Source organism: Amycolatopsis sp. NPDC021455, assembly GCF_040640995.1.
Lineage (GTDB): Bacteria > Actinomycetota > Actinomycetes > Mycobacteriales > Pseudonocardiaceae > Amycolatopsis.
In genome coordinates, this window is sequence record NZ_JBFACT010000016.1 from 1 (window position 1) to 20487 (window position 20487).

Below are 20487 nucleotides of genomic sequence, written 5' to 3' on the forward strand. Positions count from 1 at the left end.
ACGTCCTGTTCGCGCTCCTGCGGACCCGCCGGCCCTACCAAGCCGACCATGCACAAGTCACAGCTGCTTGACAAAAACATTAGGCAGCCTCCTCCTGCACGAGAGCGCCGGTCATCGCGGCGACGAGGTCTTCGAGCTTCGTGTCCGGGCCGGTGAACCGGGCGACGCGCTTGCCCAGCCGCAGCACCTCGACGCGGTCGGCGACCGACAGCACCTCGGGCATGTTGTGGCTGATCAGCACGACGGCGATGCCCTTGTCGCGCACCTTCTTGACGACGTCGAGCACGCGCTCCCGCTGGACGACGCCCAGGGCCGCCGTCGGCTCGTCCATGAACACGACCTTCGACGCCCACACGACCGAACGCGCGACCGCGACGCTCTGCCGCTGGCCGCCGGACAGCGCGCCGATCGGGACGTCGGTGCTCTGCAGCGTCACGCCGAGCCGCTGGAACTCTTCGATCGCCTGGCGCCGCATCTCGTTCTTGTCGAGCATGCCGAGCTTGCCGAGGATGCCCTTGCGATGGATCTCGCGGCCGAGGAACAGGTTCGCGGCCGGGTCGAGCTCGGGCGCGACGGCGAGGTCCTGGTACACGGTCTCGATGCCCAGGCGCCGCGCGGTGGTCGGCGAGTCGAAGTGCACCTCGGTGCCGTCGAGGAGGATCTTCCCGGACGTCGGCTGCTCCGCGCCGGAGAGGCACTTGACCAAAGTGGACTTCCCGGCGCCGTTGTCGCCGATCAACGCCGTCACTTCGCCGGCGCGGGCCTGGAACGACGCGCCACGCAGGGCTTCCACGGATCCGTAGTGCTTGGTCAGGTCGACCGCGTCGAGGAGGATTTCGCTCATCGGTGCCTCTCTTCCGGCGCCGGCGGTCGGCAGCGGATCACCGTCGCGGTGCCGGACAGCTCGGTCTGGCCGGCGTCGAACGGGACGACGTAGGTGTCGCCCTTCGCCAGCGCGTGTTCGCCGCCGTGCTCGGTGCGCAGGGTGCTTTCGCCGTCGAGAACGACCAGCACCGCGAACGACGGATCCAATGACAACGTTGTCGTCTTGTCCGTACGCAGCTGCTCGGCTCGGAAGAAGCGCTCCGATCCGCCGGCCAGGAGGTCCACCGTGGCGGACGCGTCGCCCGCGGTGCGCTTGATGATGGTCTCGAGCCGTTCGGTGTCCCAGCCGGACGTGTCGAGGGCCTCGATCGCGGTGTCGAAGCCGATCCCGAGGTGGCCCTTCTCCGGCGACGCGAGGAAGTCCCGCCACTCGATCGTGAGCGAGAAGTCCGTCGGTTGCTGCAGCTCGACGACGAACACGCCTTCGCCGATCGCGTGCGGCAGCCCGGCCGGGATGTAGACGGTGTCACCGGGGGCCACCGGGATGCTGTTCAACGCGCCGAGCATCGACGGCACGTCCTGTTCGCGTGTCCACTCGGACACCGTCGCCTTCGACAGCGTCTCCTTGAAGCCGGGGTAGACGCGTGGGTCGCCGCCGTGGGTGCCGACCACGATCCACGCCTCGGTCTTGCCGAAGTGGGAGTCGAAGTGCCGCTTCGCGAACGCGTCGTCCGGGTGGAAGTGCACCGGCAGCCGCTGGCCCGCGTCGAGCAGCTTCACCAGCAGCCCGGTCGACGTCCCGAGGGCCTCGACGTGCTTCGCGCCGAGCCAGCCGTTCGCGTTCGCCTCGACGGCGTCGCGCAGCCAGGCGCCGTCCGGCAGCCGGGTCAGGCCGTTGGTCTCCTGGCCGAACATCGTGGTCGCCGACGCGACCCAGTCCTCCGGGCCGAACTTCTTGTCCGGAGACGCGCCGCGCAGCGCCGCGATGGCGTCGCCCCCGCGATAGAACTGCGGCGGCTGGTTGGCGGGCAGCCGGATCGGTTCGAGGGTCACGGGGCGGCCTCACCGGAACCGCGGGCGACGAGATGCACGGGCAGGACTACCTTTCTGGGCGGGGACTGGTCTCCTTGGACGCGGGCGAAGAGCAGCTCGGCCGCGGCGTGGCCCAGCGCGCTCACGTCGTGCGCGACGACGGTGACCGGGGGGTTCAGCAGGTCCGCCAGCTCGAAGTCGTCGAAGCCCACCACCGCCGGGCGCCGCTCGGCGTGGGCCAGCGAGCGCAGCAGGTGCACGGCGATCCGGTTGTTGCCGGCGATCACCGCGGTGGCCGGGTCCGGGCCGTGCAGCAGCCGTTTGACGGCGTGGCCGATCGACTCCGCCGTCGGCGTCCCCATCGAGACCAGGGATTCGTCGTAGGAGATGCCGTTGCGCACGCAGCCTTCGCGGAACCCGCGCAGGCGCTCGGCCGCGGTGAAGATGTCGGGGCTGTCGCCGAGGAACGCGATCCGCCGGTGCCCGTGCGCCGCCAGGTGCGTGACGGCTTCGATGGTGCCGCCCAGGTTGTCGACCAGGACCGTGTCGGCCACGATGTCGCCGGCCGGGCGGTCGATGAACACCACCGGCGTGCCCGCGCGCATCTCCGGCACGAGGTAACCGTGCTGGAGACCGGCCGGCACGACGAGGATGCCGTCGACGCGCCGCGCGCAGAACTCCAGCACGAGCTCGCGCTCGCGGTCGGAGTTCTCCTCGGACGAGCCGGTGAGCACCTGGCGCCCGAACGACGTCGCGATGCGCTCGACCGCGCGGTTCAGCTCGGAGTAGAAGGGGTTGCCGACGTCCTCGACGATCAGCCCGATGGTGCCGGTGGTGGACCCGCGGCGGAGGTTGCGCGCGCCGAGGTTCCGCCGGAACCCCAGCTGCTCGATGGCCGCCATGACCCGCTCGGCGGTGTCGGGGTGCACGGCCGGTTCGTCGTTGACCACGCGGGACACGGTCTTGATGCTCACGCCCGCCAGCCGGGCCACGTCGCTCATCGTGGCCCGTCTGCTCGCGGTGCGCGTGCTGCCGTCCCGGTCCCGCCCGAGAGGAGACAACGTTGTCATAGTGACGGGGATTGAACGCCACGTCCCCCGTGCTTGTCAACGCCCTCGACGCGGATTGTGCCGATTCGGCTACGGACGTCGTAGCGCAGATGGCTGATCACCCTGTCCTGAAGTGGACAGGTCTTGACCTGTCCCTTGACTGTCTGGTGAGCCGCTGCCCAAGGTGGCCCGGTTCGACGACTGCGCGACAAGGTTGTCATTCGTCGCGCTGATGAGGTGGAGAGGCGATGGCCATGGCGCGAGCGCGCTTCAGAGCCGGTTTAGCTTTCCTGACCCTGGCAGTGACCGCAGCGGTGGCTCCCGCTGTTCCTGCCGCGGCGGCGACGAGCACCGACTACGCGAAGTGGGTCAACCCCTTCGTGGGCACCCGGCCCGGCGGGGCCGACCACGGCACCGGGGGCGGTGCCGGCAACACGTTCCCGGGCGCGGTCGTGCCGTTCGGCATGGTCCAGTGGAGCCCGGACACGGTGAAGTCCCAGCCCGGCGGCTACTTCTACGACGACAACGCCCTGACCGGGTTCAGCCTGACGCACCTTTCCGGCGCGGGCTGCTCGACGTACGAGGACATCCCGTTCATCCCGTACGTCGGCGAAGTGACGACTTCCCCGGCGACCGACCCGTCCCACTACACGTCGAAGTTCTCGCACGCGAACGAACACGCGACGGCGGGCGCCTACGACGTCACCCTCGACAGTGGTGCGAAGGTCGAGTTGAGCGCGACGCAGCGCACCGGCTCGGCGCGCCTGACTTACCCGGCCGGCGCTTCCTCGACGTTGCTGGTCAACACGTCCGGCTCGGTCAACGGCACCGACGACGCGTCGATCACCATCGGCAAGGACACCATCAGCGGCTGGGCCACGAGCGGCCGCTTCTGCGGGGCGCGCAACAGCTACCGCGTCTACTTCTCGGCCAAGTTCGACACGCCGTTCGCTTCGATCGGCACCTGGAAGAACGGCGCCGTGACGCCGAACAAGGCCGCCGAAACCGGTGGCGCCAAGGCGAAGGTCGCGCAGCCCAACGGCGTCGACGCGTCGATCGCGCGCCCGGCCAAGGCCGCACCGCAGAACACCACCGTCAGCGGTCCGGGCAGCGGCGGGTACGTCACCTTCGCGAACCTCAACGGCGCGCAGGTGAACGTCCAGGTCGGACTGTCCTTTGTGTCCGTCGACGGCGCCAAGGCGAACCTCAGGGCGGAGAACACCGGCAAGTCGTTCGACACCGTGGCGGCCAACGCGCGCAAGGCGTGGAACGCGCAGCTCGGCAAGATCGCCGTCACCGGGGGCTCCGACGAGCACCTGACGACGTTCTACACCTCGCTCTACCACTCGCTGATCCAGCCGAACGTCTTCTCCGACGTGGACGGTCAGTACCCCGGCTTCGACGGCCGCATCCACCAGGCCGACAAGGGCCACGCGATGTACACGAACTTCTCCGGCTGGGACATCTACCGTTCCGAGACGCCGCTGCTGGCGACGATCGCGCCGAAGGAGACCTCGGACATCGTCCGGTCGATGATGGCCTACGCCGAACAGGGCGGCTCGTGGGACCGCTGGACGGTCGCGAACGACTACACCGGCGTGATGAACGGCGACCCGTACCACATCATCGTGTCGAGCGCGTACGCGTTCGGCGCGCGGGACTTCGACGCCCAGAAGGCGTTGCTGCTCATGATCAAGGGCGCCACCCAGCCGACGCAGGGCTACACCGAGCGGCCGGGTCTCGAGGACTACCAGAACCTCGGGTACGTCCCCGGCGCCGGTGCGGACACGCTGGAGTACACCAGCGCGGACTTCGCCATCGCGCAGTTCGCCAAGCGGCTCGGCGACTCCGCGACCTACACGACGTTCATGAAGCGCGCCCAGTACTGGCAAAACCTCTACAACCCGGGCACCGGTCACCTGCAGCCGCGCAACGCCGACGGCTCCTTCGCCGGCACCTACAACCCGGCCAGCTCGGAGGGCTGGGTCGAGGGCAACGGCGCCCAGTACGACTGGATGGTGCCCTACGACCTCGGCGGGCTCGTCACGGCGTTCGGCGGCAACACCGCCGTCCAGTCGCGTTTGGACACTTTCTTCACCCAGCTCAACGCGGGCACGCAACTGCCGTACGCGTTCATGGGCAACGAGCCGAACTCGAACGCCCCGTGGGTGTACTCCTACGCGGGTGCGCCGGCCAAGACGCAGTCGATCGTCCGGCGCTCGATGAACGAGCTGTACAACCCGCGTCCCGAAGGCCTGATCGGCAACGACGACCTCGGCCAGATGTCGTCGTGGTACGTCTGGGCCGCGCTCGGCATGTACCCGGAGATCCCGGGCCGCGCCGAGTTCGTTCTCAACACGCCGCTCTTCCCGAAGGCCGTGCTGACCACCGGCTCGGGCAAGAAGGTCACGGTGACCTCCTCGGGTACCGGCGACTACATCGCGGGCCTCAAGGTCAACGGTGGCGACGCGGCCAAGGCGTGGATGCCCGAGGCTCTGGTCTCGACGGGCGGCACCCTGGACTTCGCGCTGTCGGCGACCCCGACCGCGTGGGGCAGCGCGCCGGCCGACGCCCCGCCGTCCTTCCGCGACCAGGAGAAGCCGAGCCTGTCGTTCGTCAACCCGGCGCGGGCGGTGACGCCGTCGGGGTCGACGTCCAAGGTCTCGGTGGGCGTCCAGGACCTCTCCGGCTCGGCTCGGACCTGGACGTACTCCGCGGGCAGTGCCGACGGGATCACGCTGACCCCGGCGTCCGGCGGCATCGCGGTGCCCGCCGCGGGCAAGGCCCAGGTGGAGCTGACGGTCAGCGTCCCGGCCGGGCTGGCCGACGGCCCCCGCCGCATCCCGGTGACGTTCTCCTCGCCCGGCGTGGCCGCTTCGCAGGCCGTGCTCACCGTGCTCGTGGCCCAGCCGAACAGCTGGCTGGCCACGGTGAACAACGCCGGCATCTCGCCCGACTCGAAGCCCGCCGCGGCGAACTTCGACGGCGGCGGCTGGAGCTACTCGGCCGACGCGCTGGCCGCGGCCGGGGCGACTCCGGGCGCGACGATCACCAGTGACGGTCTCAAGTTCACCTGGCCGTCGTTCCCGGCCGGCGACCCCGACAACGTGATCGCTTCGGGCCAGACGGTCAACGTCTCCGGCTCGGGACGGCTCGCGCTGCTCGGCTCGGCGTCGAACGGCAACGCGTCCGGCACGCTGACGATCACCTACACCGACGGCAGCAAGTCCACCGCCACCATCGGGTTCTCCGACTGGACCCTCGGCGGCGGCGGCGCGCAGCCGGCGTTCGGCAACCGGATCGTGCTGTCCACGCCGTACCGCAACGCCTCGGGCGGTGACCCGCAGCAGATCCGCACGATGGTGTTCGGCACCAGCCCGATCACCCTCGACGCGGGCAAGACCGTGGCGAGCGTGACCCTGCCGGGCAACGTCAACGGCGGCGCGCTGCACGTGTTCGCCATCGGCATCGGCGCGTAGTTGTTGTCCGTGAAGGCCTCCTTCCCGGCTCTTATGGCCGGGAAGGAGGCCTTCACGGCTTTCCCAGGGAGGTTCAGTGAAGAGCAAGGTTCTGGTGGGTGCGCTGGCGCTCGCCGTGGTGGCGACGGGGGTGAGTCCCGTCCTGGCGGAAGCGGCCGGCGGCGACGCCCTGGACGCCGTCAACACGTTCATCGGCACGCAGGACGAGGGCAACACCTTCCCGGGCGCCTCGGCGCCGTTCGGGATGACGCAGGTCAGCCCGATCACCTCGCACTACGCCGGCTACCGCTACACCGACACCGCGATCCGCGGCTTCGGGCACTTCTTCCTGTCCGGCGCGGGCTGCTGGGAGCAGGGCGGCCTGGTCTCGACCCTGCCGACGACCGGCGAAGTGGGCCCGGGCAAGGCGTTCGACACCACGAAAGCGTCCACTTTCGACCAGAAGCAGTACGCCTCGCCGTTCACCCACGACGGCGAAGTCGGCAAGCCGGGCTACTACAAGGTCCACCTGACGGGCTACGGCGGCGTCGACGTCGAGACGACGGCCGCCCCACGCGCGGGTGTCGAGCGGTACACCTTCACGAAAGCCGGTGACGCCAACGTCTTCGTCAACGTCGGGCAGGCGAACGACAAGGAACCGGTGACGGGCAGCAGCATCCGCGTCGTCGACGACCGGACCGTCGAAGGAACCGTGGAGTCGCAGGCGTTCTGCGGCGGCAAGCCGTACACGACGTACTTCACGACGAAGTTCGACAAGCCGTTCAAGGCGTTCGGCACGTGGTCGCCGACCGGCGGCACGCCCGGTTCCCGCGCGTCCGAAGGCGGTGCCGGCCTGCGGGGCGCGTGGCTGACCTTCGCGGGTGGCGGCCAGGTCACGGCGACGACCGCGATCTCCCAGGTGGACGCGGCCGGACCCCGCGTCAACCTGGCGGCCGAGCGCATCCGGTCGTTCGACGCGGCGAGGGAAGCCGTGCGACGCAGCTGGCGGCGCGAGCTGTCCACTGTGGACATCAAAGGTGGCACGCCGGACGACCGCACGGTGTTCTACACCTCGCTCTACCACGCGCTGCTCCAGCCACTGACCGCGAACGACGCCGACGGCCGTTACTACGGCTTCGACAGGAAGATCCACCGCGCGGTGGGCTGGACGTACTACGACTTCTTCTCGCTGTGGGACACCTACCGCACGCAGAACCAGCTCCTCGCGCTGCTGCGGCCGGATCGCGCGCGGGACATCGCGAAGAGCATCCTCGCCATCCACGACCAGGGCGGCTGGCTGCCGCGGTGGGCGTACGCGAGCCAGGAGACGAACACGATGACCGGTGACCCGGTCACGCCGTTCCTCGTCGACCTCTGGCGGTTCGGCGCGCTGCCGGGCGAGGAAACGCACGCGTACCAGGCCCTGTTGCAGAACTCGCGCGAGATCCCGCCGGCGTCGTCGCCGTTCCAGGGCCGCTCGGGCAACGCGAGCTACCAGAAGGACGGGTTCGTCCAGTACGACCCCGAGTTCCCGAAGAAGGGTCAGGACACCGATCCGAACCACGGCGCGTCGGCCACCTTGGAGTACGCGCTCGGTGACTGTTCGCTGTCGGTCATGGCGGCCGCGCTCGGCAAGAAGGACGACGCGGCGGCGCTGGCCGCGAAGGGCCGGACCTATCGGACGCTGTGGGACGAAACGCAGACCGACCGCGGCTTCACCGGGTTCTTCCGCCCGAAGGTCCTCGGTGGAGCGTGGTTCAGCCCGGCCGACAAGCCGTACAGCCCGCAGAGCCAGGACGGCTTCCACGAGGGCACGGCCTGGCAGTACCAGTGGCTGGTCCAGCAGGACGTCCCGGGCCTGGTGCGGCGCATGGGCGGCCCGGCGGCCACCGGCGAGCGCCTGGACGACTTCTTCGCCTACGGCGAACTGGTGAAGAACCCGGCGACGGCGGTGCGCGAGAACTGGGTCGTCGGCCCGTACGACTACTACGACCAGTTCCGCTACAACCCCAACAACGAGCCGGACCTGCACTCGCCGTGGATGTACGCGCTCACCGGGCAGCCGGCGAAGACGTCGACGGTCGTGCGGGCGGCGCACACGCTGTTCACCGACGCGCCCAACGGCGTCACCGGGAACGACGACCTCGGCACCATGTCGGCCTGGTACGTCTTCAGCGCGCTCGGCCTCTATCCCGCCGTCCCAGGGACTGGGAACTTCGTGCTCAACGCTCCGCGTTTCGCGAAATCCGTCCTGCACCTGGAGAACGGGCGGGACGTCACGATCCAGGCGCCGGGCGCGGACGGCTCGAAGCTGCAGTACGTGTCGTCCCTTCGAACGGACGGCAAGGCCAGTGACCGCGTGTATGTCAATGTGGACCAGCTGAACCGCGGTACGACGTTGGACTTCGGCCTCACTGCCGACGTGACGGCGAAGTGGGGGACGTCACCCACGCCCGCTCCGCCGTCACCGTGCGCGGGGTAGCTCGAAGCACGCTCACGGCCGTGGTTCAGACCACAGTGGACCACGGCCGTGAGCATCGTCACGGGCCCCGGTGTTCCGGTGAGCGCCGTCACGCCTCACACTGGTATCAGCACGTCCGACAGCGCCGTTGACGTTCGAGGCTTGTCCGCCTTGGACGGTGTATGTCGGGCGTTTTCTTGTGCCAGTACCAACGTGGTGAGACCCCACAGGAGGAAGAAGTGTCCAGCAAGGCCGCTCTAGTGTTCCGCGTGGCCGCGGTAGCCGAAGCCCTCTCCTGGGCCGGGCTGCTGGTCGGGATGTTCCTCAAGTACGTCGTCCACTCCTCTCACGAGGGCGGCGTTCCCGTCCTCGGCATGGTGCACGGCGTGATCTTCGTCCTCTACGTGGTCGTCTCCCTGTCCGTGGCGAAGCCGCTCGGCTGGCGCCCGAAGACGCTGGTCCTCGCGCTGCTGGCCAGCATTCCGCCGCTGTTCACCTGGCTGTTCGAGAAGTGGGCGCTGCGCAACGGCAAGCTCGACGGCCCGCAGCGGCTGTCCCACGGCGGTGTCGGCCTGTTCCAGGCCAAGGAACCCGTCGCCGCCTGATGTCCAGGACGTGAGAAAGGCCCGCACTCCGGTGCGGGCCTTTTCGTTGTACGCGAGCGCTTACTCCGTGAAGTCGCCCGCGGCGCGGCGCACCTTCGTCAGCAGGTCGGTGAGCTGTTCGGTCTGCCGCTCGGTGAGGCCGTTCAGGCCGAAGTCGATCTCCGTCACGGCGGCGGTGGCGGACTCGCGGCGCTTGCGGCCTTCGTCGGTGATCTCGACGAGCGTCGTCCGGCGGTCCGTCGGGTGGGGTACGCGCTTGACGAGCCCGTCGCGCTCCAGCCGGTCGACTATGTTGGTGACACTGGTGGGGTGCAGCTGGAGCCGCTCGCCCATCACCCGCATCGGCAGGCTGGCGCTGCGGGCGAAGGTGAGCAGCACCAGTGCTTCGTACCGGGCGAAGGTCAGGCCGTGCGGCTTGAGCGCGCCGTCCACCGCGGACTGGATGATCTGCTGGACCCGCATCACGCCGGTCACCGCGGCCATGGTCCCGGAGGGCCCGATGCGGTCCTCCCACAGCCGGGCCGCGCGGGCGATCGGGTCGAACGGCAGCGGACGGTTCATGACACGCGAAGTTACCAGCGGGTACCGGCGTGTGTCGCACGACCGGCGGAAAGAACACCGAAGAAGGGACTTCCGAGCATGATCGTCGCGTTCAGCGTCAGCCCGTCCGGCGGGGATCCCGACGGCGGCGTGAGCGAAGCCGTCGCCCGCGCGGTGAAGGTCGTCCGCGAGTCCGGGCTGCCCAACTCGACCAACGCGATGTTCACGAACATCGAAGGCGAGTGGGACGAGGTCATGGACGTCGTCAAGCGCGCGGTCGAGGCGGCGGGCGAAGGCTCGGCCCGCGTCGGCCTGGTCCTGAAGGCGGACATCCGCCCGGGCTTCGAGGGCCAGCTCGAGGCGAAGGTCGAACGGGTCGAGGCCCACCTCCGCGACGCCTGAGTCTCAAACGCCCCAATGTGGCGTTGGGTGCATCCAACGCACCCAACGCCACATTGGGGCGCTCGGGTCAGGGGAGGGGTGGGGTGAGGGCGATCGTCCAGCGGCCGTCTTGGCTCGTCACCGCCAGGGGGTAGCTGAACGGCTTGCCGTCGGCGAGGGTGCCCGTGACCGTCGCGCGGGTCGGGGCGGCCGCGTCCGGGCCCAGCTCGACGTGCACGCCGCGGACGCCGTGATCGGCCAGCACGCCGGCGTAGTCCTTCGCGAAGTCGTCGGCGCCGGAGCCGGGGTAGTCGAGCAGGCCGGCGAGCGCGTCGGAGTCGTGGGCGCCGAGCGCCGCGGTGAGCCGGTCGCTCAGCTCGCCGGGGGAGGCCGCGCCCGGGTCCGGTTCGTGCACGATGAGCAGCGTCACCGCCCCGACCCAGACGGCGGCGGCCGCGATGGACAGGCCGACCTTCACGTCACGCCGGATGTGCACCCGGCCGAGCCTGCCTCAGCGGCGCCGTCCTGCCAAGCGGAAGGCACCGGGCACCCGGTGAAACGCTCCGGCGCGCGTGCCAGGATGGAACCGTGACCCAACCACGCGGATCTGCAGCGAAGTCAGCGGCCCTGTCCGCCGCCCTGTCCGGCGCGGTCGACTTGTCCGCGCTCAAGGCCCGCGCCGAAGCGGCGCGCAAGCAGCCGGCCCCGCCCGCGGGCGCCCCCGCCCCCTCGGGCGACGGACCGCCGCCGTCCGCCGAGGCCGTGATCGACGTCACCGAGGCGACCTTCCAGTCCGAGGTCGTGGAGCGGTCCCTGCACCAGCTGGTGGTCGTCGACCTGTGGGCCGAGTGGTGCGGCCCGTGCAAGCAGCTGTCCCCGGTGCTGGAGCGGATGGCCGGCGAGTCCGGCGGCGCCTGGGTCGTCGCGAAGGTCGACGTCGACGCCAACCCGCGGATCGCGCAGCTGTTCGGCGCCCAGTCCATCCCGACGATCGTCGCGATCGCCGGCGGCCAGCCGGTCGACGCCTTCTCCGGCGCGCTGCCCGAGCCCGAAATCCGCAAGTGGATCAACGCGCTCCTGGACGCCCTGCGCGACAAGCTGCCGGGCATCCGCGACGCGGGGGCGGCCGGTGGCCCGGCGGAGGAGCCGGAGGACCCGCGCTTCACCGAAGCGGAAGAGGCCTTCGAGCGGGGCGACTTCGCCGCCGCGCAGGCCGCGTACGAGCGCATCCTCGACGTCGAACCGGCCAACGAGCTGGCGAAGAACGCGCTGGCCCAGGTGAAGTTCACCGCCCGCGCGGAGAAGGCGGACCCCGAAGCCCGGGCGAAGGCCGACGCCGACCCGTCCGACCTGACGGCCCAGCTCGACGCGGCCGACCTCGAGATCGCGGAGAACCAGGTGGAAGCCGGGTTCAAGCGCCTGATCGACGTGGTCCGCCGCACGGCGGGCGAGGAGCGCAACAAGGTCCGCGAGCACCTGGTGGCGTTGTTCGACCTCTTCGACCCGGCCGACGACCGCGTGATGAAGGCCCGCCGCGACCTGGCCAGCGCCCTCTTCTAGGCGTCGAAGCCGACGGCCCCCGCCCTCGGGCGGGGGCCGTTTCGCGTGTCAGGGGCCGCGTCAGCACGGTGACCGGGCGGTGTCAGCCGGGCGGGCGAAGGTGGTTTCAACAGACCGGCAACCCACTCAGGAGACACCAGCCATGACCACCTTCACCACTCCCGCCCCGATCTCCGCCGTCTTCGCCGTCCCCGCGGGACACATCCACCTCGTCGCCGCCGACCGCGCCGACACGACCGTCGAGGTCGCCCCCGCGGACGCCTCGAAGAGCCGCGACGTGAAGGCCGCGGAGCAGACGACGGCCGAGTACCGCGACGGCGTCCTGCGGATCGAGGCCCCGGCGAAGAACCAGTACTTCGGCCCGTCCGGGACCGTCGACGTGACGGTCCACCTGCCCGCCGGTTCCCGCGTCGAGGTGAAGGCGGCCAGCGCCGAGCTGCGGACCACCGGACGCCTCGGCGACGTCGTCGTCGAGAGCGACCACGGGACGATCACCCTCGACGAGACCGCGGACGCCCGCCTCACCACGTCCGCCGGCGACGTCTCGATCGCCCGCCTGACCGGTCCCGCGGAGATCCGCACCCGCAAGGGCGACATCCGCGTCGCCGAGGCGGTCCGCGGCACGGTCGTGCTGCGCACCGACGCCGGCGAGGTCGAGATCGGTGCCGCCGCGGGAGTCTCGGCGTCGCTGGACGCGGGCACCTCCCACGGCCGGATCCGCAACTCGCTCCGGAACGACGGCGGCACCGCCGAGCTCGCCGTCCACGCGAGCACCAGCGTCGGCGACATCACCGCCCGCAGTCTCTGAACGCGCGAAGGCCCCCACCACCGGTGGGGGCCTTCGCTTCGGTTCAGGCGTACTGCTTGGAACAGACCGACGAGCCTTCGAGGTAACCGCGGCGCAGCGACTCGACCCGGTCGAAACCGCTGTCCGGGCGCTTCCCGTTGACGTCCGCCGACACGAGGCTCTCCGGCTGCAGGAGGTCCGCGATGGCCTCGTCGAGGTCGCCCGCCGACAGGCGCAGGTCGCCGGGGCGGTTGGTGAACGCCGCCCACGCACCCACCAGGCAGGCCGTGCGCAGGCCCGCGTTGGCGTTGTCGATCGACGCGCCGACGCCCTTCTGGATGCCCAGCGCGTACCGCGAAGCGACTTCCGCGAACGCCGCGAAGTCACCCATGCCGCCCGGGTCCTCGCCCTTCATCTCGGCCGCGCGGTCGATCGGCTGGGCGAGCTGGGCCAGCTTGGCCATGTCGATGCTCACGGAGTTGTCGTTCGGGCAGTACGACGCCGGCGGCGTGGTCCGGCAGCTGCCGCCGTCGGTGATCTCCGGCCCGGCCACCCCGGCCCGCTGGAACGCCTCGTCGAGGCTCTTCTTCAGCAGGTCGACGGCCTTGCCGTCGAACTTCGCGTCGCCCTTGCCCTTGTCACCCTTGTCGAACGGGCGCTCGGTGAGCCGCGACTGGACGTTCTGGGTGTTCATGCCCGCGCACTCCTTCGGGCCCTTCTCGAACCCGGCCTGGAACGCGTAGGTGCGGTCGAACGCCGTGCCGTGCGCGCCGCGGTCGGCGCCGCTGGTGCCCGCCTGGTCGCGGATCAGGAACATCGCCGCCATCACCTGGTTCAGGCCCTCGGACGTCGACACCCGGTAGTACTTGCTCTTGTCCTCGGCGACCCAGCGGAAGTAGCCGCCGGCGAAGCAGTCGGCCTGCTGCTCCTTGACGACGGTCGGGGTGCTCTTGGTCAGCCCGGCCTTGTCGCCGAGCCGGTACTGGACGGCGTGGCCGAACTCGTGCGCCAGCACGACGACCACGGACATCGGGCCGAACCGCTGGCGCAGCATCGGCAGCAGCACGCCGCGGTCCCAGGCCACCGAGTCGTCGGCGGCGCAGTAGAACGCGTTGACGAGCTTCTTCACGCTGCCGCAGCCGGTTTCCTCGGTGTCGCTCTGCGAGTCGTAGGACAGCAGCGACTTCACCCGCTCGAACTGCTGCCCGAAGTCGGCGGGCAGCCGCTCGTCCCAATACGTCTGGACGTCGTCGATCGCGGCGGTGGCGAGCTTGTCGTCCTCGGTGCCCGCGGAGTTGCGGACGTCGATCTTCGGCGCCGGCGCGTCCGGCTTGAGGCCGCTCTCGAAGTGCGTCACCGGCAACCCGGCGACGGACCCGGCGCCGGTGTCCTTGACCGGCCCGGAACCACCCTTCCCGCTGCACCCGCTCACGGCCGCAACTGCAACAGCTAGCAACGCGACCAGCGCGCGCCGTCCTCCCCCTGGGATCATCTCGTTCACTCGCTCTCGTACCCACCCGTACCCGACGGCAGGACCCTACCCAGGGCATTCGCGCGGTGTGCGCGTTATCCCCGAACTACTCCCTGCGCAAGCAGCCCGGCGGCCCGATATCGTCGGTTCCCATGCGTGCAGTCCGACGGTTCACCGTCCGCGCCAGCCTCCCGGAGTCGCTGTCCGGCCTGGGCGCGCTGGCCACCAACCTGCGCTGGACGTGGCACCCGCCGACGCGCGACCTGTTCGCGTCGATGGACGCCGAGCTGTTCAACGCCGTGCGCGACCCGCTGCGGATGCTCACCGCGCTGCCGCCCGCCCGGCTGGACGAGCTCGCCGTCGACGACGACTTCCTCGCGCGTGCCCGTGCCGCGGCCGAAGACCTGGACAAGTACCTGTCCGAGCCGCGCTGGTACCAGCAGCGCGACGACGCCGACCTGCCGCCCGCGGTCGCCTACTTCTCGATGGAGTTCGGCGTCACCGAAGCCCTGCCGAACTACTCCGGCGGCCTCGGCGTGCTGGCCGGCGACCACCTCAAGGCCGCGTCCGACCTGGGCGTGCCGATGGTCGGCGTCGGGCTGCTCTACCGCAACGGCTACTTCCGGCAGTCGCTGTCGCTCGACGGCTGGCAGGTCGAGCACTACCCGGTGATCGACCCGAACGCGTTCCCCCTCGAACTGCTGACCGCGGGCGGGCGGCCGGTGCTGATCGGCGTCGCGATGCCGGGCGGGCGCGAGCTGTGCGCCCAGATCTGGCAGGCCCGCGTCGGGCGGGTGCCGCTGCTGCTGCTCGACACCGACACCGAGGCCAACGACGAAGACCTGCGCAGTGTCACCGACCGGCTCTACGGCGGCGACGCCGACCACCGGCTGCGGCAGGAGATCCTGGCCGGCATCGGCGGCTTCCGCGCGGTCCGGAAGTACTGCGAGCTGACCGGCCACCCGCAGCCGATGGTGTTTCACACGAACGAGGGACACGCGGGGTTCCTCGGCCTCGAACGGGCCCGCGAGATCGTCCAGGCCGACGGCCTCGCGTTCGACGAAGCCATGCCCGCGGTCCGCGCCGGGACGCTGTTCACCACGCACACGCCGGTCAGCGCCGGCATCGACCGCTTCCCGGTGGACCTGGTGCAGCGCTACTTCGCCGACGGCAGGCTGGTGCCGGACATCGACCCGCGCCGCGTGCTCGCCCTCGGTGCCGAGGACAACCCCGGCCTGTTCAACATGGCGCACATGGGCCTGCGGCTGGCGCAGCGCGCGAACGGCGTCTCCCAGCTGCACGGGCGCGTCACGCGGAAGATGTTCTCCCGCTTGTGGCCCGGGTTCGACCACGACGAGGTGCCGATCTCGTCGGTGACGAACGGCGTCCACGGCCCGACGTGGGTGGCGCGCGAGCTGAGCACGCTGCTCGGCCGCGAGTGGGGCCTGGACACCGGCGAGGGGCCGCTGCGCGACGGCGTTTCCGATGCCCAGCTGTGGGAGCTGCGGCGCGAGCTGCGCGAAAAGCTGGTCCACGAGGTGCGGCGCCGGGTGCGCGCGGCCTGGCTGCAGCGCGGCGCGTCGCCGCTGGAGCTGGGCTGGGTGGACTCGGTGTTCGACCCGGACGTGCTGACCGTCGGGTTCGCCCGCCGCGTCCCGACGTACAAGCGCCTGACGCTGATGCTGCGCGACCCGGACCGGCTGCGCACGCTGCTGCTGCACGAGGACCGGCCGATCCAGGTCGTCGTCGCCGGCAAGTCCCACCCGGCCGACGAGAACGGCAAGCAGCTGATCCAGCAGATCGTCCGGTTCGTCGACGGCGCGGACGTCCGGCACCGGATCGTCTTCCTGCCGGACTACGACATGTCGATGGCGCGGTACCTCTACCGCGGCTGCGACGTCTGGCTGAACAACCCGGTGCGGCCGCTGGAGGCGTGCGGGACGTCGGGGATGAAGTCGGCGCTGAACGGCGGGCTGAACCTGTCGATCCGCGACGGCTGGTGGGACGAGTGCTACGACGGCAGCAACGGCTGGGCGATCCCGACCGCCGACGGCGTCGCCGATCCGCTGCGCCGCGACGACCTCGAGGCGGCGGCGCTGTACGAGCTGCTGGGCCAGCAGATCGCGCCGCTGTTCTACGACCGTTCGGACGGCGGCGTGCCCACGGGCTGGCTGTCGATGGTGTGGCACACGCTGGAGACGCTGGGCCCGCGCGTGCAGGCGTCCCGGATGGTCCGCGAGTACGTCGACAACGGCTACCTCCCGGCGTCCAGGATGGTCGCGGCGGCGACCGGCGACGGCTACCGCGGCGCCCTGTCGCTGGCGGACTACCGCACCAAGCTCGAGGTGTCGTGGCCGCGGCTGCGGATCTTCGACTCGGAGCTGCTGGTGGAGGCGTCCGAGCGCCTGGTCGTCGGCACCGAGGTGACGATCAGGGCGCGGATCGACCTGGCCGGGCTGGATCCGTCCGAAGTGGACATCCAGGCGGTGGTGGGCCGGGTGGGCGACGACGACGAGCTGCGCGACACGGTGACGGTCCCGATGACCGCCGACGGCATCGGCGCGTTCGCGGCCCGCCTGAAGCTCCCGCGGCCGGGGTCGATCGGCTACACGGTCCGGGTGCTCCCGAAGCACGGCCTGCTGGCGGCGCCGGCGGAGCTCGCCCGCGTCGTCCTGGCCTAGCGCCCGCCCGGCTCACCAGCGCGTCGCGGTGCGGCAGCAGGTGCCCTGATGCGCGCACGCCGGCTCGCGGCGCACCTCGTCGTGGCGGTGCCGGGCCCACCAGGTCGTGACCATCGTGGCGGTCAGGCCGCCCGCCAGGAAGGCGAGTGCGGTGACGAGGACGATCAGGGTGTTCTCCATGGTTTCTCCCGGGTTCGTGGGCCGCTTCCGCCGCGGCCGCCGAAACCCACCGTAGGCACGTTCGGCCATTCCGGGCCCCTGATCAGCGCTTTCGGTCAGGAACAAGTCAAGGAACGGACGTACGGTTTGCCGTGACCGGAAAACCGGTCATGGCGAAAGCCCGCCCGTCGATGTCCGGGAAGTGTCAGGGAATTGGCAAAACCGCAGGTGAAACCGATTTCCGGGGTTGTCCGCAACGCCGAACACGGTTTGCACGAATGGGGGATCAGTCCTTTATGATGCTCACTCCGACCGGGGCAGGGGAGGGCGATGATCGGCGCAGCGCGGCTTGGGAACGGTGGCGGGAAGCCCGCCGCCGCGGTCAGCCGTGCCGTCGACGCCGCCGCCGGCCTGCAGAAGGGTGACGGCGTCCGGCGGCTCGACCTCCACGGCGATCTCGGCCCCGACCTGCGGCGCATCTGGCACGTCGCCGACGACGACCCGCCGCGCCGGGTGGCCGCGATCGTGTTCCTGCGGCTCGAGGCGGTGCTCGACCAGCTGAACCGGCCGAAGCTGGAACCGATCGTCCGGGCCGCGTACAACACGGAGCCCCGGCCGCTGGCCGGCAACAAGGGCGACCGGCTGAAGAACCTGTCCGGCGCTCCTTCGCCGCGGACGTGCGACCGGTGGCTGGAGCCGTTCCAGAAAGCGCTGGCGAAAAGCCTCGGCGGGCCGCAACCGGTGCTCACGCCGGAAGAAGTCCGGCGGGCGGAACACCGCTTCGACCCGCGTCCGGAAGTCCGGGCCCGCGAAAGCGAGCTGGTGCCGGCCGGTGTTTCCCGAGGTGGCGTCGACCATTTCGTCCGCACGTTCGCCGCTCATTCCTGGTGCGCGCCGGCCGGCCCGGACGGCGACGCGGTGGCCGTCGCGCTCGGTTCGCGGGGCTCGTGGGTCTGCGTCTTCGACACCCCGGCCAGGCTGGCCGAATACCGCGCGGTCACCGGGGCGCCGTGGCCCAGGGAGATCGTCCGCAAGGGACGGGAGCTCGTGGGCACCGCGCTCGTCCGGCCGGAGCCCGCCGGCATCCTCGTCAACCCGAGCAGCCGGCGGGGCGTGGGGACCGCCGAGTCGTTCGCCCTGCCGCCTTCCGTGCTCACCGGGCTGATCACCACCGGCCGCTGACGACAAGGACCTGCCACGAATGAACGGCTACGAAGCCGATCCCGTCCTGCTGCGTGCCGCGGCGGGCCGGCTCGACGCGCTGGCGAAGGACTGCGCCGACCGGGCGGCACTGCGGTATTCGGCCCGGCCCGAGCTCGTCGGGGACGTGCTGGTCACGGCGGCGCTGAGCGACTTGCAGCGGGCGTCGTCCGCCGCGACCAGGATCCTGCTGGCCGACGTCGAAGGGCTCGGCGAACGGCTGGAGACGGCGGCCCGCCGTTACGAGGACCACCAGGACGAGGTCCGCGACCGGATCGAGCGGATCGCCCCGGAACCCGGCACGGCGGACTGAGCGAGGGGACATGGGACCGGACCGGACGTGGTCGCCGGGGACGATCAAGCTGCTGCAGGACGAGGTGGTCCGGCTCGCCGACATCGCGGAGATGCTGGACGAGCTGGCGGCGGACCTGCGGTCGGTGGCGCCCGAAGGCTGGGCGGGCCGGGCGGCCGATGCGTACGGCGAGCTGCGCGACGAGGTGGTGAAGCGGTGCCAGACGGGCGCGGCGGCGTACGAAGCGGCAGCGAGTGCCGCGGAGGACTACGTGCGGATCCTGGCCGAGCTGGGCCGCCGCCGTCGCTACGAAACGGCGTCCGACGCCCTCGCCCGGCTGGAACAGCAGCGCGTCGAAGCCGCCGAGCGCCTCGAAACGGCGTGGCGCGAGGCCACGGACGAGTTCGAAGCGATCCGCACGGCGTTGCCTGTCGCCGTGCCTGTCGCCGTGCCGGTGGCCGCCGCGGCTCCGGCTGAGCCCCGGTTCGGCGACCCGCGGTACGTGCAGGATCTCTCCGACGCGGTCTTGGATTTCTTCGCGCGAAGGGCCTGACCGGCGCGGGTCACGCCTGGTCGCGCAGGTGCAGCACGGTCCCCACGATGCCGACGACCACCGCCACCGGGAGCGTGATCGCGAGCAGGCCGCCGGTCAGCGCGGTCAGCGCGGCGGCCACGGCGATCGGCAGGACCCAGACGCCGAGCACCCAGGTGTGGTCGTGGCGGCGGTACTGCCTCGGAACTTCGTGTGGCTCGGTCATGGTGCCCACCTCGTCTCGTGTGGTCCTCGGGCCACGATCGCCCTCGCTTCGGCTGGCCGGCTATGGCCCAAGGTCGTGACCACGAGGGCCGGAAGCCACCTGACCTGGAGTCGCTCCAGCCGGAAATACGGCGCGCGCGGCTGTCGGCGGCGTTAGGTTGAACGCATGCGCTTCGGAATGTTCGTCCCGCAGGGCTGGCGTCTCGACCTCGCCGGCATCGATCCCGCGGACCACTGGAAGACCATGCTCGGCCTCGCGAAACACGCGGAGGCCGGGCCCTTCGAATCGATCTGGGTCTACGACCACTTCCACACGGTGCCGGTCCCGACCGAGGAGGCCACGCACGAGGCGTGGTCGCTGATCTCGGCGTTCGCCGCGGCGACGGAGACGGTGCGGCTCGGCCAGATGTGCACCTGCATGGGCTACCGCAACCCGGCCTACCTGGCGAAGGTGGCCGCGACGGCCGACACGATCTCGGGCGGCCGCGTCGAGATGGGCATCGGCGCGGGCTGGTACGAGCACGAGTGGCGCGCCTACGGCTACGGCTTCCCGACCGCGGGCGATCGGCTCGGGCAGCTCGCCGAAGGCGTCCGGATCATGCGCGACCTCTGGACCACCGGCACGTCCACTTTGGACGGGAAGCACTACAAGACGGACGGCGCCATCCTGCGCCCGCTGCCCCCGCAGGAAGGTGGCCTCCCGCTCTGGATCGCCGGCGGCGGCGAGAAGAAGACGCTCCGGATCGCCGCGCAGTTCGCGAAGTACACGAACTTCGCCGCCGACCCGGCGACGTTCACGCGCAAGTCGGAGATCCTCGCGGCGCACTGCAAGGACGTCGGCACCGACTTCGACGCGATCGTCCGTTCGGCCAACCACAACATGGTGCTGGGCGAGACCGAAAAGGACGTCCAGGACAAACTGGCCTGGCTGAAGTCCCACCTGGAGAAGTACGCCCCGGCGGACGCGGCCGAGCGTTGGCACGGAGTGTTCGTGAACAGCCCGGCGACCGGCACGCCGGAGCAGGTCACGGAAAAGCTCGCGGAGCTGGGCGAGCTGGGAATGTCGTACGCGATCTTCAACTTCCCGGAGGCGGCCTACGACCGCTCGGGCGTCGACCTGTTCGCATCGCAGGTCGCACCGGCGCTGGCCTGACGCTGGAGCCTGGTTGTCCACAGGCGAGCCGCATTGTGGACAACCAGGCCTTGGCCGAGGGATTTTCCCGGGTCTT

Annotated in this window: 19 protein-coding genes; 11 read left to right on the top strand and 8 right to left on the bottom strand. The window is 70.7% G+C overall.

What is annotated here, in order from left to right:
- Positions 1-79 precede the first annotated feature (79 nt).
- From AB0G28_RS20365 to AB0G28_RS20375, 3 genes are read right to left on the bottom strand one after another with little or no spacing between them, the layout of a single operon-like run.
- Positions 80-844 carry an ATP-binding cassette domain-containing protein gene (locus AB0G28_RS20365; RefSeq protein ID WP_361090778.1) on the bottom strand — a complete coding sequence of 255 codons (765 nt, stop codon included), beginning with the start codon at positions 842-844 and terminating at the stop codon, positions 80-82.
- The gene (locus tag AB0G28_RS20370) at positions 841-1878 is read right to left on the bottom strand and encodes a class I mannose-6-phosphate isomerase (protein ID WP_361090781.1); all 1038 of its coding nucleotides are present in this window, start codon (positions 1876-1878) and stop codon (positions 841-843) included. Before AB0G28_RS20370 ends, AB0G28_RS20365 begins: the two co-directional genes overlap by 4 nt.
- The gene (locus tag AB0G28_RS20375) at positions 1875-2858 is read right to left on the bottom strand and encodes a LacI family DNA-binding transcriptional regulator (RefSeq protein WP_361090784.1); all 984 of its coding nucleotides are present in this window, start codon (positions 2856-2858) and stop codon (positions 1875-1877) included. Before AB0G28_RS20375 ends, AB0G28_RS20370 begins: the two co-directional genes overlap by 4 nt.
- Positions 2859-3160: 302 nt before the next feature.
- Between AB0G28_RS20375 and AB0G28_RS20380 the strand changes: the two genes are divergently transcribed.
- The 3 genes from AB0G28_RS20380 to AB0G28_RS20390 all read left to right on the top strand — a co-directional run bounded on the left by AB0G28_RS20380 (position 3161) and on the right by AB0G28_RS20390 (position 9430).
- Positions 3161-6385, top strand: coding sequence for a GH92 family glycosyl hydrolase (locus AB0G28_RS20380; RefSeq protein ID WP_361091154.1), 3225 nt, complete (start codon positions 3161-3163; stop codon positions 6383-6385).
- 76 nt (positions 6386-6461) lie between these two features.
- Positions 6462-8846 (top strand): GH92 family glycosyl hydrolase, encoded by a 2385-nt coding sequence (locus tag AB0G28_RS20385; RefSeq protein WP_361090787.1) that lies wholly within the window; start codon positions 6462-6464, stop codon positions 8844-8846.
- 218 nt (positions 8847-9064) lie between these two features.
- Positions 9065-9430 carry a DUF3817 domain-containing protein gene (locus AB0G28_RS20390; protein ID WP_361090790.1) on the top strand — a complete coding sequence of 122 codons (366 nt, stop codon included), beginning with the start codon at positions 9065-9067 and terminating at the stop codon, positions 9428-9430.
- A gap of 60 nt (positions 9431-9490) precedes the next feature.
- On the opposite strand, the gene AB0G28_RS20395 is transcribed toward AB0G28_RS20390, so the two are convergent.
- Positions 9491-9991: a MarR family transcriptional regulator gene (locus AB0G28_RS20395; RefSeq protein ID WP_361090793.1), complete on the bottom strand. Its 501-nt coding sequence runs from the start codon at positions 9989-9991 to the stop codon at positions 9491-9493.
- Positions 9992-10069: 78 nt separating this feature from the next.
- On the opposite strand from AB0G28_RS20395, the gene AB0G28_RS20400 reads away from it, so the two are divergent.
- Entirely contained in the window at positions 10070-10372 is a 303-nt protein-coding gene (locus AB0G28_RS20400; RefSeq protein ID WP_361090796.1) for a thiamine-binding protein, read from the top strand.
- 67 nt (positions 10373-10439) lie between these two features.
- On the opposite strand, the gene AB0G28_RS20405 is transcribed toward AB0G28_RS20400, so the two are convergent.
- Positions 10440-10847, bottom strand: coding sequence for a hypothetical protein (locus tag AB0G28_RS20405; protein WP_361090799.1), 408 nt, complete (start codon positions 10845-10847; stop codon positions 10440-10442).
- Between the two features lie 92 nt (positions 10848-10939).
- On the opposite strand from AB0G28_RS20405, the gene AB0G28_RS20410 reads away from it, so the two are divergent.
- On the top strand, positions 10940-11911 hold the full coding sequence (locus tag AB0G28_RS20410) for a tetratricopeptide repeat protein (protein WP_361090802.1): 972 nt from the start codon (positions 10940-10942) through the stop codon (positions 11909-11911).
- 142 nt (positions 11912-12053) lie between these two features.
- Positions 12054-12719: a DUF4097 family beta strand repeat-containing protein gene (locus tag AB0G28_RS20415; protein WP_361090805.1), complete on the top strand. Its 666-nt coding sequence runs from the start codon at positions 12054-12056 to the stop codon at positions 12717-12719.
- A 43-nt stretch (positions 12720-12762) separates the two neighbouring features.
- Here AB0G28_RS20415 and AB0G28_RS20420 read toward each other — a convergent pair whose 3' ends face one another.
- Positions 12763-14190, bottom strand: a complete 1428-nt coding sequence (locus AB0G28_RS20420) for a neutral zinc metallopeptidase (RefSeq protein WP_361091157.1) — start codon at positions 14188-14190, stop codon at positions 12763-12765.
- A 131-nt stretch (positions 14191-14321) separates the two neighbouring features.
- Between AB0G28_RS20420 and glgP the strand changes: the two genes are divergently transcribed.
- Positions 14322-16850 (top strand): alpha-glucan family phosphorylase, encoded by a 2529-nt coding sequence (gene glgP, locus AB0G28_RS20425; RefSeq protein ID WP_361090808.1) that lies wholly within the window; start codon positions 14322-14324, stop codon positions 16848-16850.
- Positions 16851-16862: 12 nt separating this feature from the next.
- Here the strand turns inward: glgP and AB0G28_RS20430 are convergent, their stop codons facing one another.
- Complete coding sequence (locus AB0G28_RS20430; protein ID WP_361090811.1) at positions 16863-17030, bottom strand: hypothetical protein; 168 nt, start codon at positions 17028-17030, stop codon at positions 16863-16865.
- A 309-nt stretch (positions 17031-17339) separates the two neighbouring features.
- Here AB0G28_RS20430 and AB0G28_RS20435 point away from each other — a divergent pair, with 309 nt between their 5' ends.
- From AB0G28_RS20435 to AB0G28_RS20445, 3 genes are read left to right on the top strand one after another with little or no spacing between them, the layout of a single operon-like run.
- Positions 17340-18191, top strand: coding sequence for a hypothetical protein (locus AB0G28_RS20435; protein ID WP_361090814.1), 852 nt, complete (start codon positions 17340-17342; stop codon positions 18189-18191).
- Between the two features lie 19 nt (positions 18192-18210).
- Positions 18211-18522, top strand: a complete 312-nt coding sequence (locus tag AB0G28_RS20440) for a hypothetical protein (RefSeq protein WP_361090817.1) — start codon at positions 18211-18213, stop codon at positions 18520-18522.
- Positions 18523-18532: 10 nt separating this feature from the next.
- Positions 18533-19054, top strand: coding sequence for a hypothetical protein (locus AB0G28_RS20445; protein ID WP_361090820.1), 522 nt, complete (start codon positions 18533-18535; stop codon positions 19052-19054).
- A 10-nt stretch (positions 19055-19064) separates the two neighbouring features.
- Here AB0G28_RS20445 and AB0G28_RS20450 read toward each other — a convergent pair whose 3' ends face one another.
- The gene (locus tag AB0G28_RS20450; RefSeq protein WP_361090823.1) at positions 19065-19259 is read right to left on the bottom strand and encodes a hypothetical protein; all 195 of its coding nucleotides are present in this window, start codon (positions 19257-19259) and stop codon (positions 19065-19067) included.
- A gap of 165 nt (positions 19260-19424) precedes the next feature.
- Between AB0G28_RS20450 and AB0G28_RS20455 the strand changes: the two genes are divergently transcribed.
- Complete coding sequence (locus AB0G28_RS20455) at positions 19425-20411, top strand: LLM class F420-dependent oxidoreductase (RefSeq protein WP_361090826.1); 987 nt, start codon at positions 19425-19427, stop codon at positions 20409-20411.
- Positions 20412-20487: the final 76 nt, after the last annotated feature.

What these genes read in the sequence shown, in the direction of transcription:
- AB0G28_RS20395 (WP_361090793.1), bottom strand. Translation starts at nt 9,991, where the DNA reads ATGAACCGTCCGCTGCCGTTCGACCCGATCGCCCGCGCGGCCCGGCTG.
- AB0G28_RS20380 (WP_361091154.1), top strand. Translation starts at nt 3,161, where the DNA reads ATGGCGCGAGCGCGCTTCAGAGCCGGTTTAGCTTTCCTGACCCTGGCA.
- AB0G28_RS20365 (WP_361090778.1), bottom strand. Translation starts at nt 844, where the DNA reads ATGAGCGAAATCCTCCTCGACGCGGTCGACCTGACCAAGCACTACGGA.
- AB0G28_RS20415 (WP_361090805.1), top strand. Translation starts at nt 12,054, where the DNA reads ATGACCACCTTCACCACTCCCGCCCCGATCTCCGCCGTCTTCGCCGTC.
- AB0G28_RS20450 (WP_361090823.1), bottom strand. Translation starts at nt 19,259, where the DNA reads ATGACCGAGCCACACGAAGTTCCGAGGCAGTACCGCCGCCACGACCAC.
- AB0G28_RS20430 (WP_361090811.1), bottom strand. Translation starts at nt 17,030, where the DNA reads ATGGAGAACACCCTGATCGTCCTCGTCACCGCACTCGCCTTCCTGGCG.
- AB0G28_RS20375 (WP_361090784.1), bottom strand. Translation starts at nt 2,858, where the DNA reads ATGAGCGACGTGGCCCGGCTGGCGGGCGTGAGCATCAAGACCGTGTCC.
- AB0G28_RS20435 (WP_361090814.1), top strand. Translation starts at nt 17,340, where the DNA reads ATGATCGGCGCAGCGCGGCTTGGGAACGGTGGCGGGAAGCCCGCCGCC.
- AB0G28_RS20455 (WP_361090826.1), top strand. Translation starts at nt 19,425, where the DNA reads ATGCGCTTCGGAATGTTCGTCCCGCAGGGCTGGCGTCTCGACCTCGCC.
- AB0G28_RS20445 (WP_361090820.1), top strand. Translation starts at nt 18,533, where the DNA reads ATGGGACCGGACCGGACGTGGTCGCCGGGGACGATCAAGCTGCTGCAG.
- AB0G28_RS20440 (WP_361090817.1), top strand. Translation starts at nt 18,211, where the DNA reads ATGAACGGCTACGAAGCCGATCCCGTCCTGCTGCGTGCCGCGGCGGGC.
- AB0G28_RS20400 (WP_361090796.1), top strand. Translation starts at nt 10,070, where the DNA reads ATGATCGTCGCGTTCAGCGTCAGCCCGTCCGGCGGGGATCCCGACGGC.
- AB0G28_RS20420 (WP_361091157.1), bottom strand. Translation starts at nt 14,190, where the DNA reads ATGATCCCAGGGGGAGGACGGCGCGCGCTGGTCGCGTTGCTAGCTGTT.
- glgP (WP_361090808.1), top strand. Translation starts at nt 14,322, where the DNA reads ATGCGTGCAGTCCGACGGTTCACCGTCCGCGCCAGCCTCCCGGAGTCG.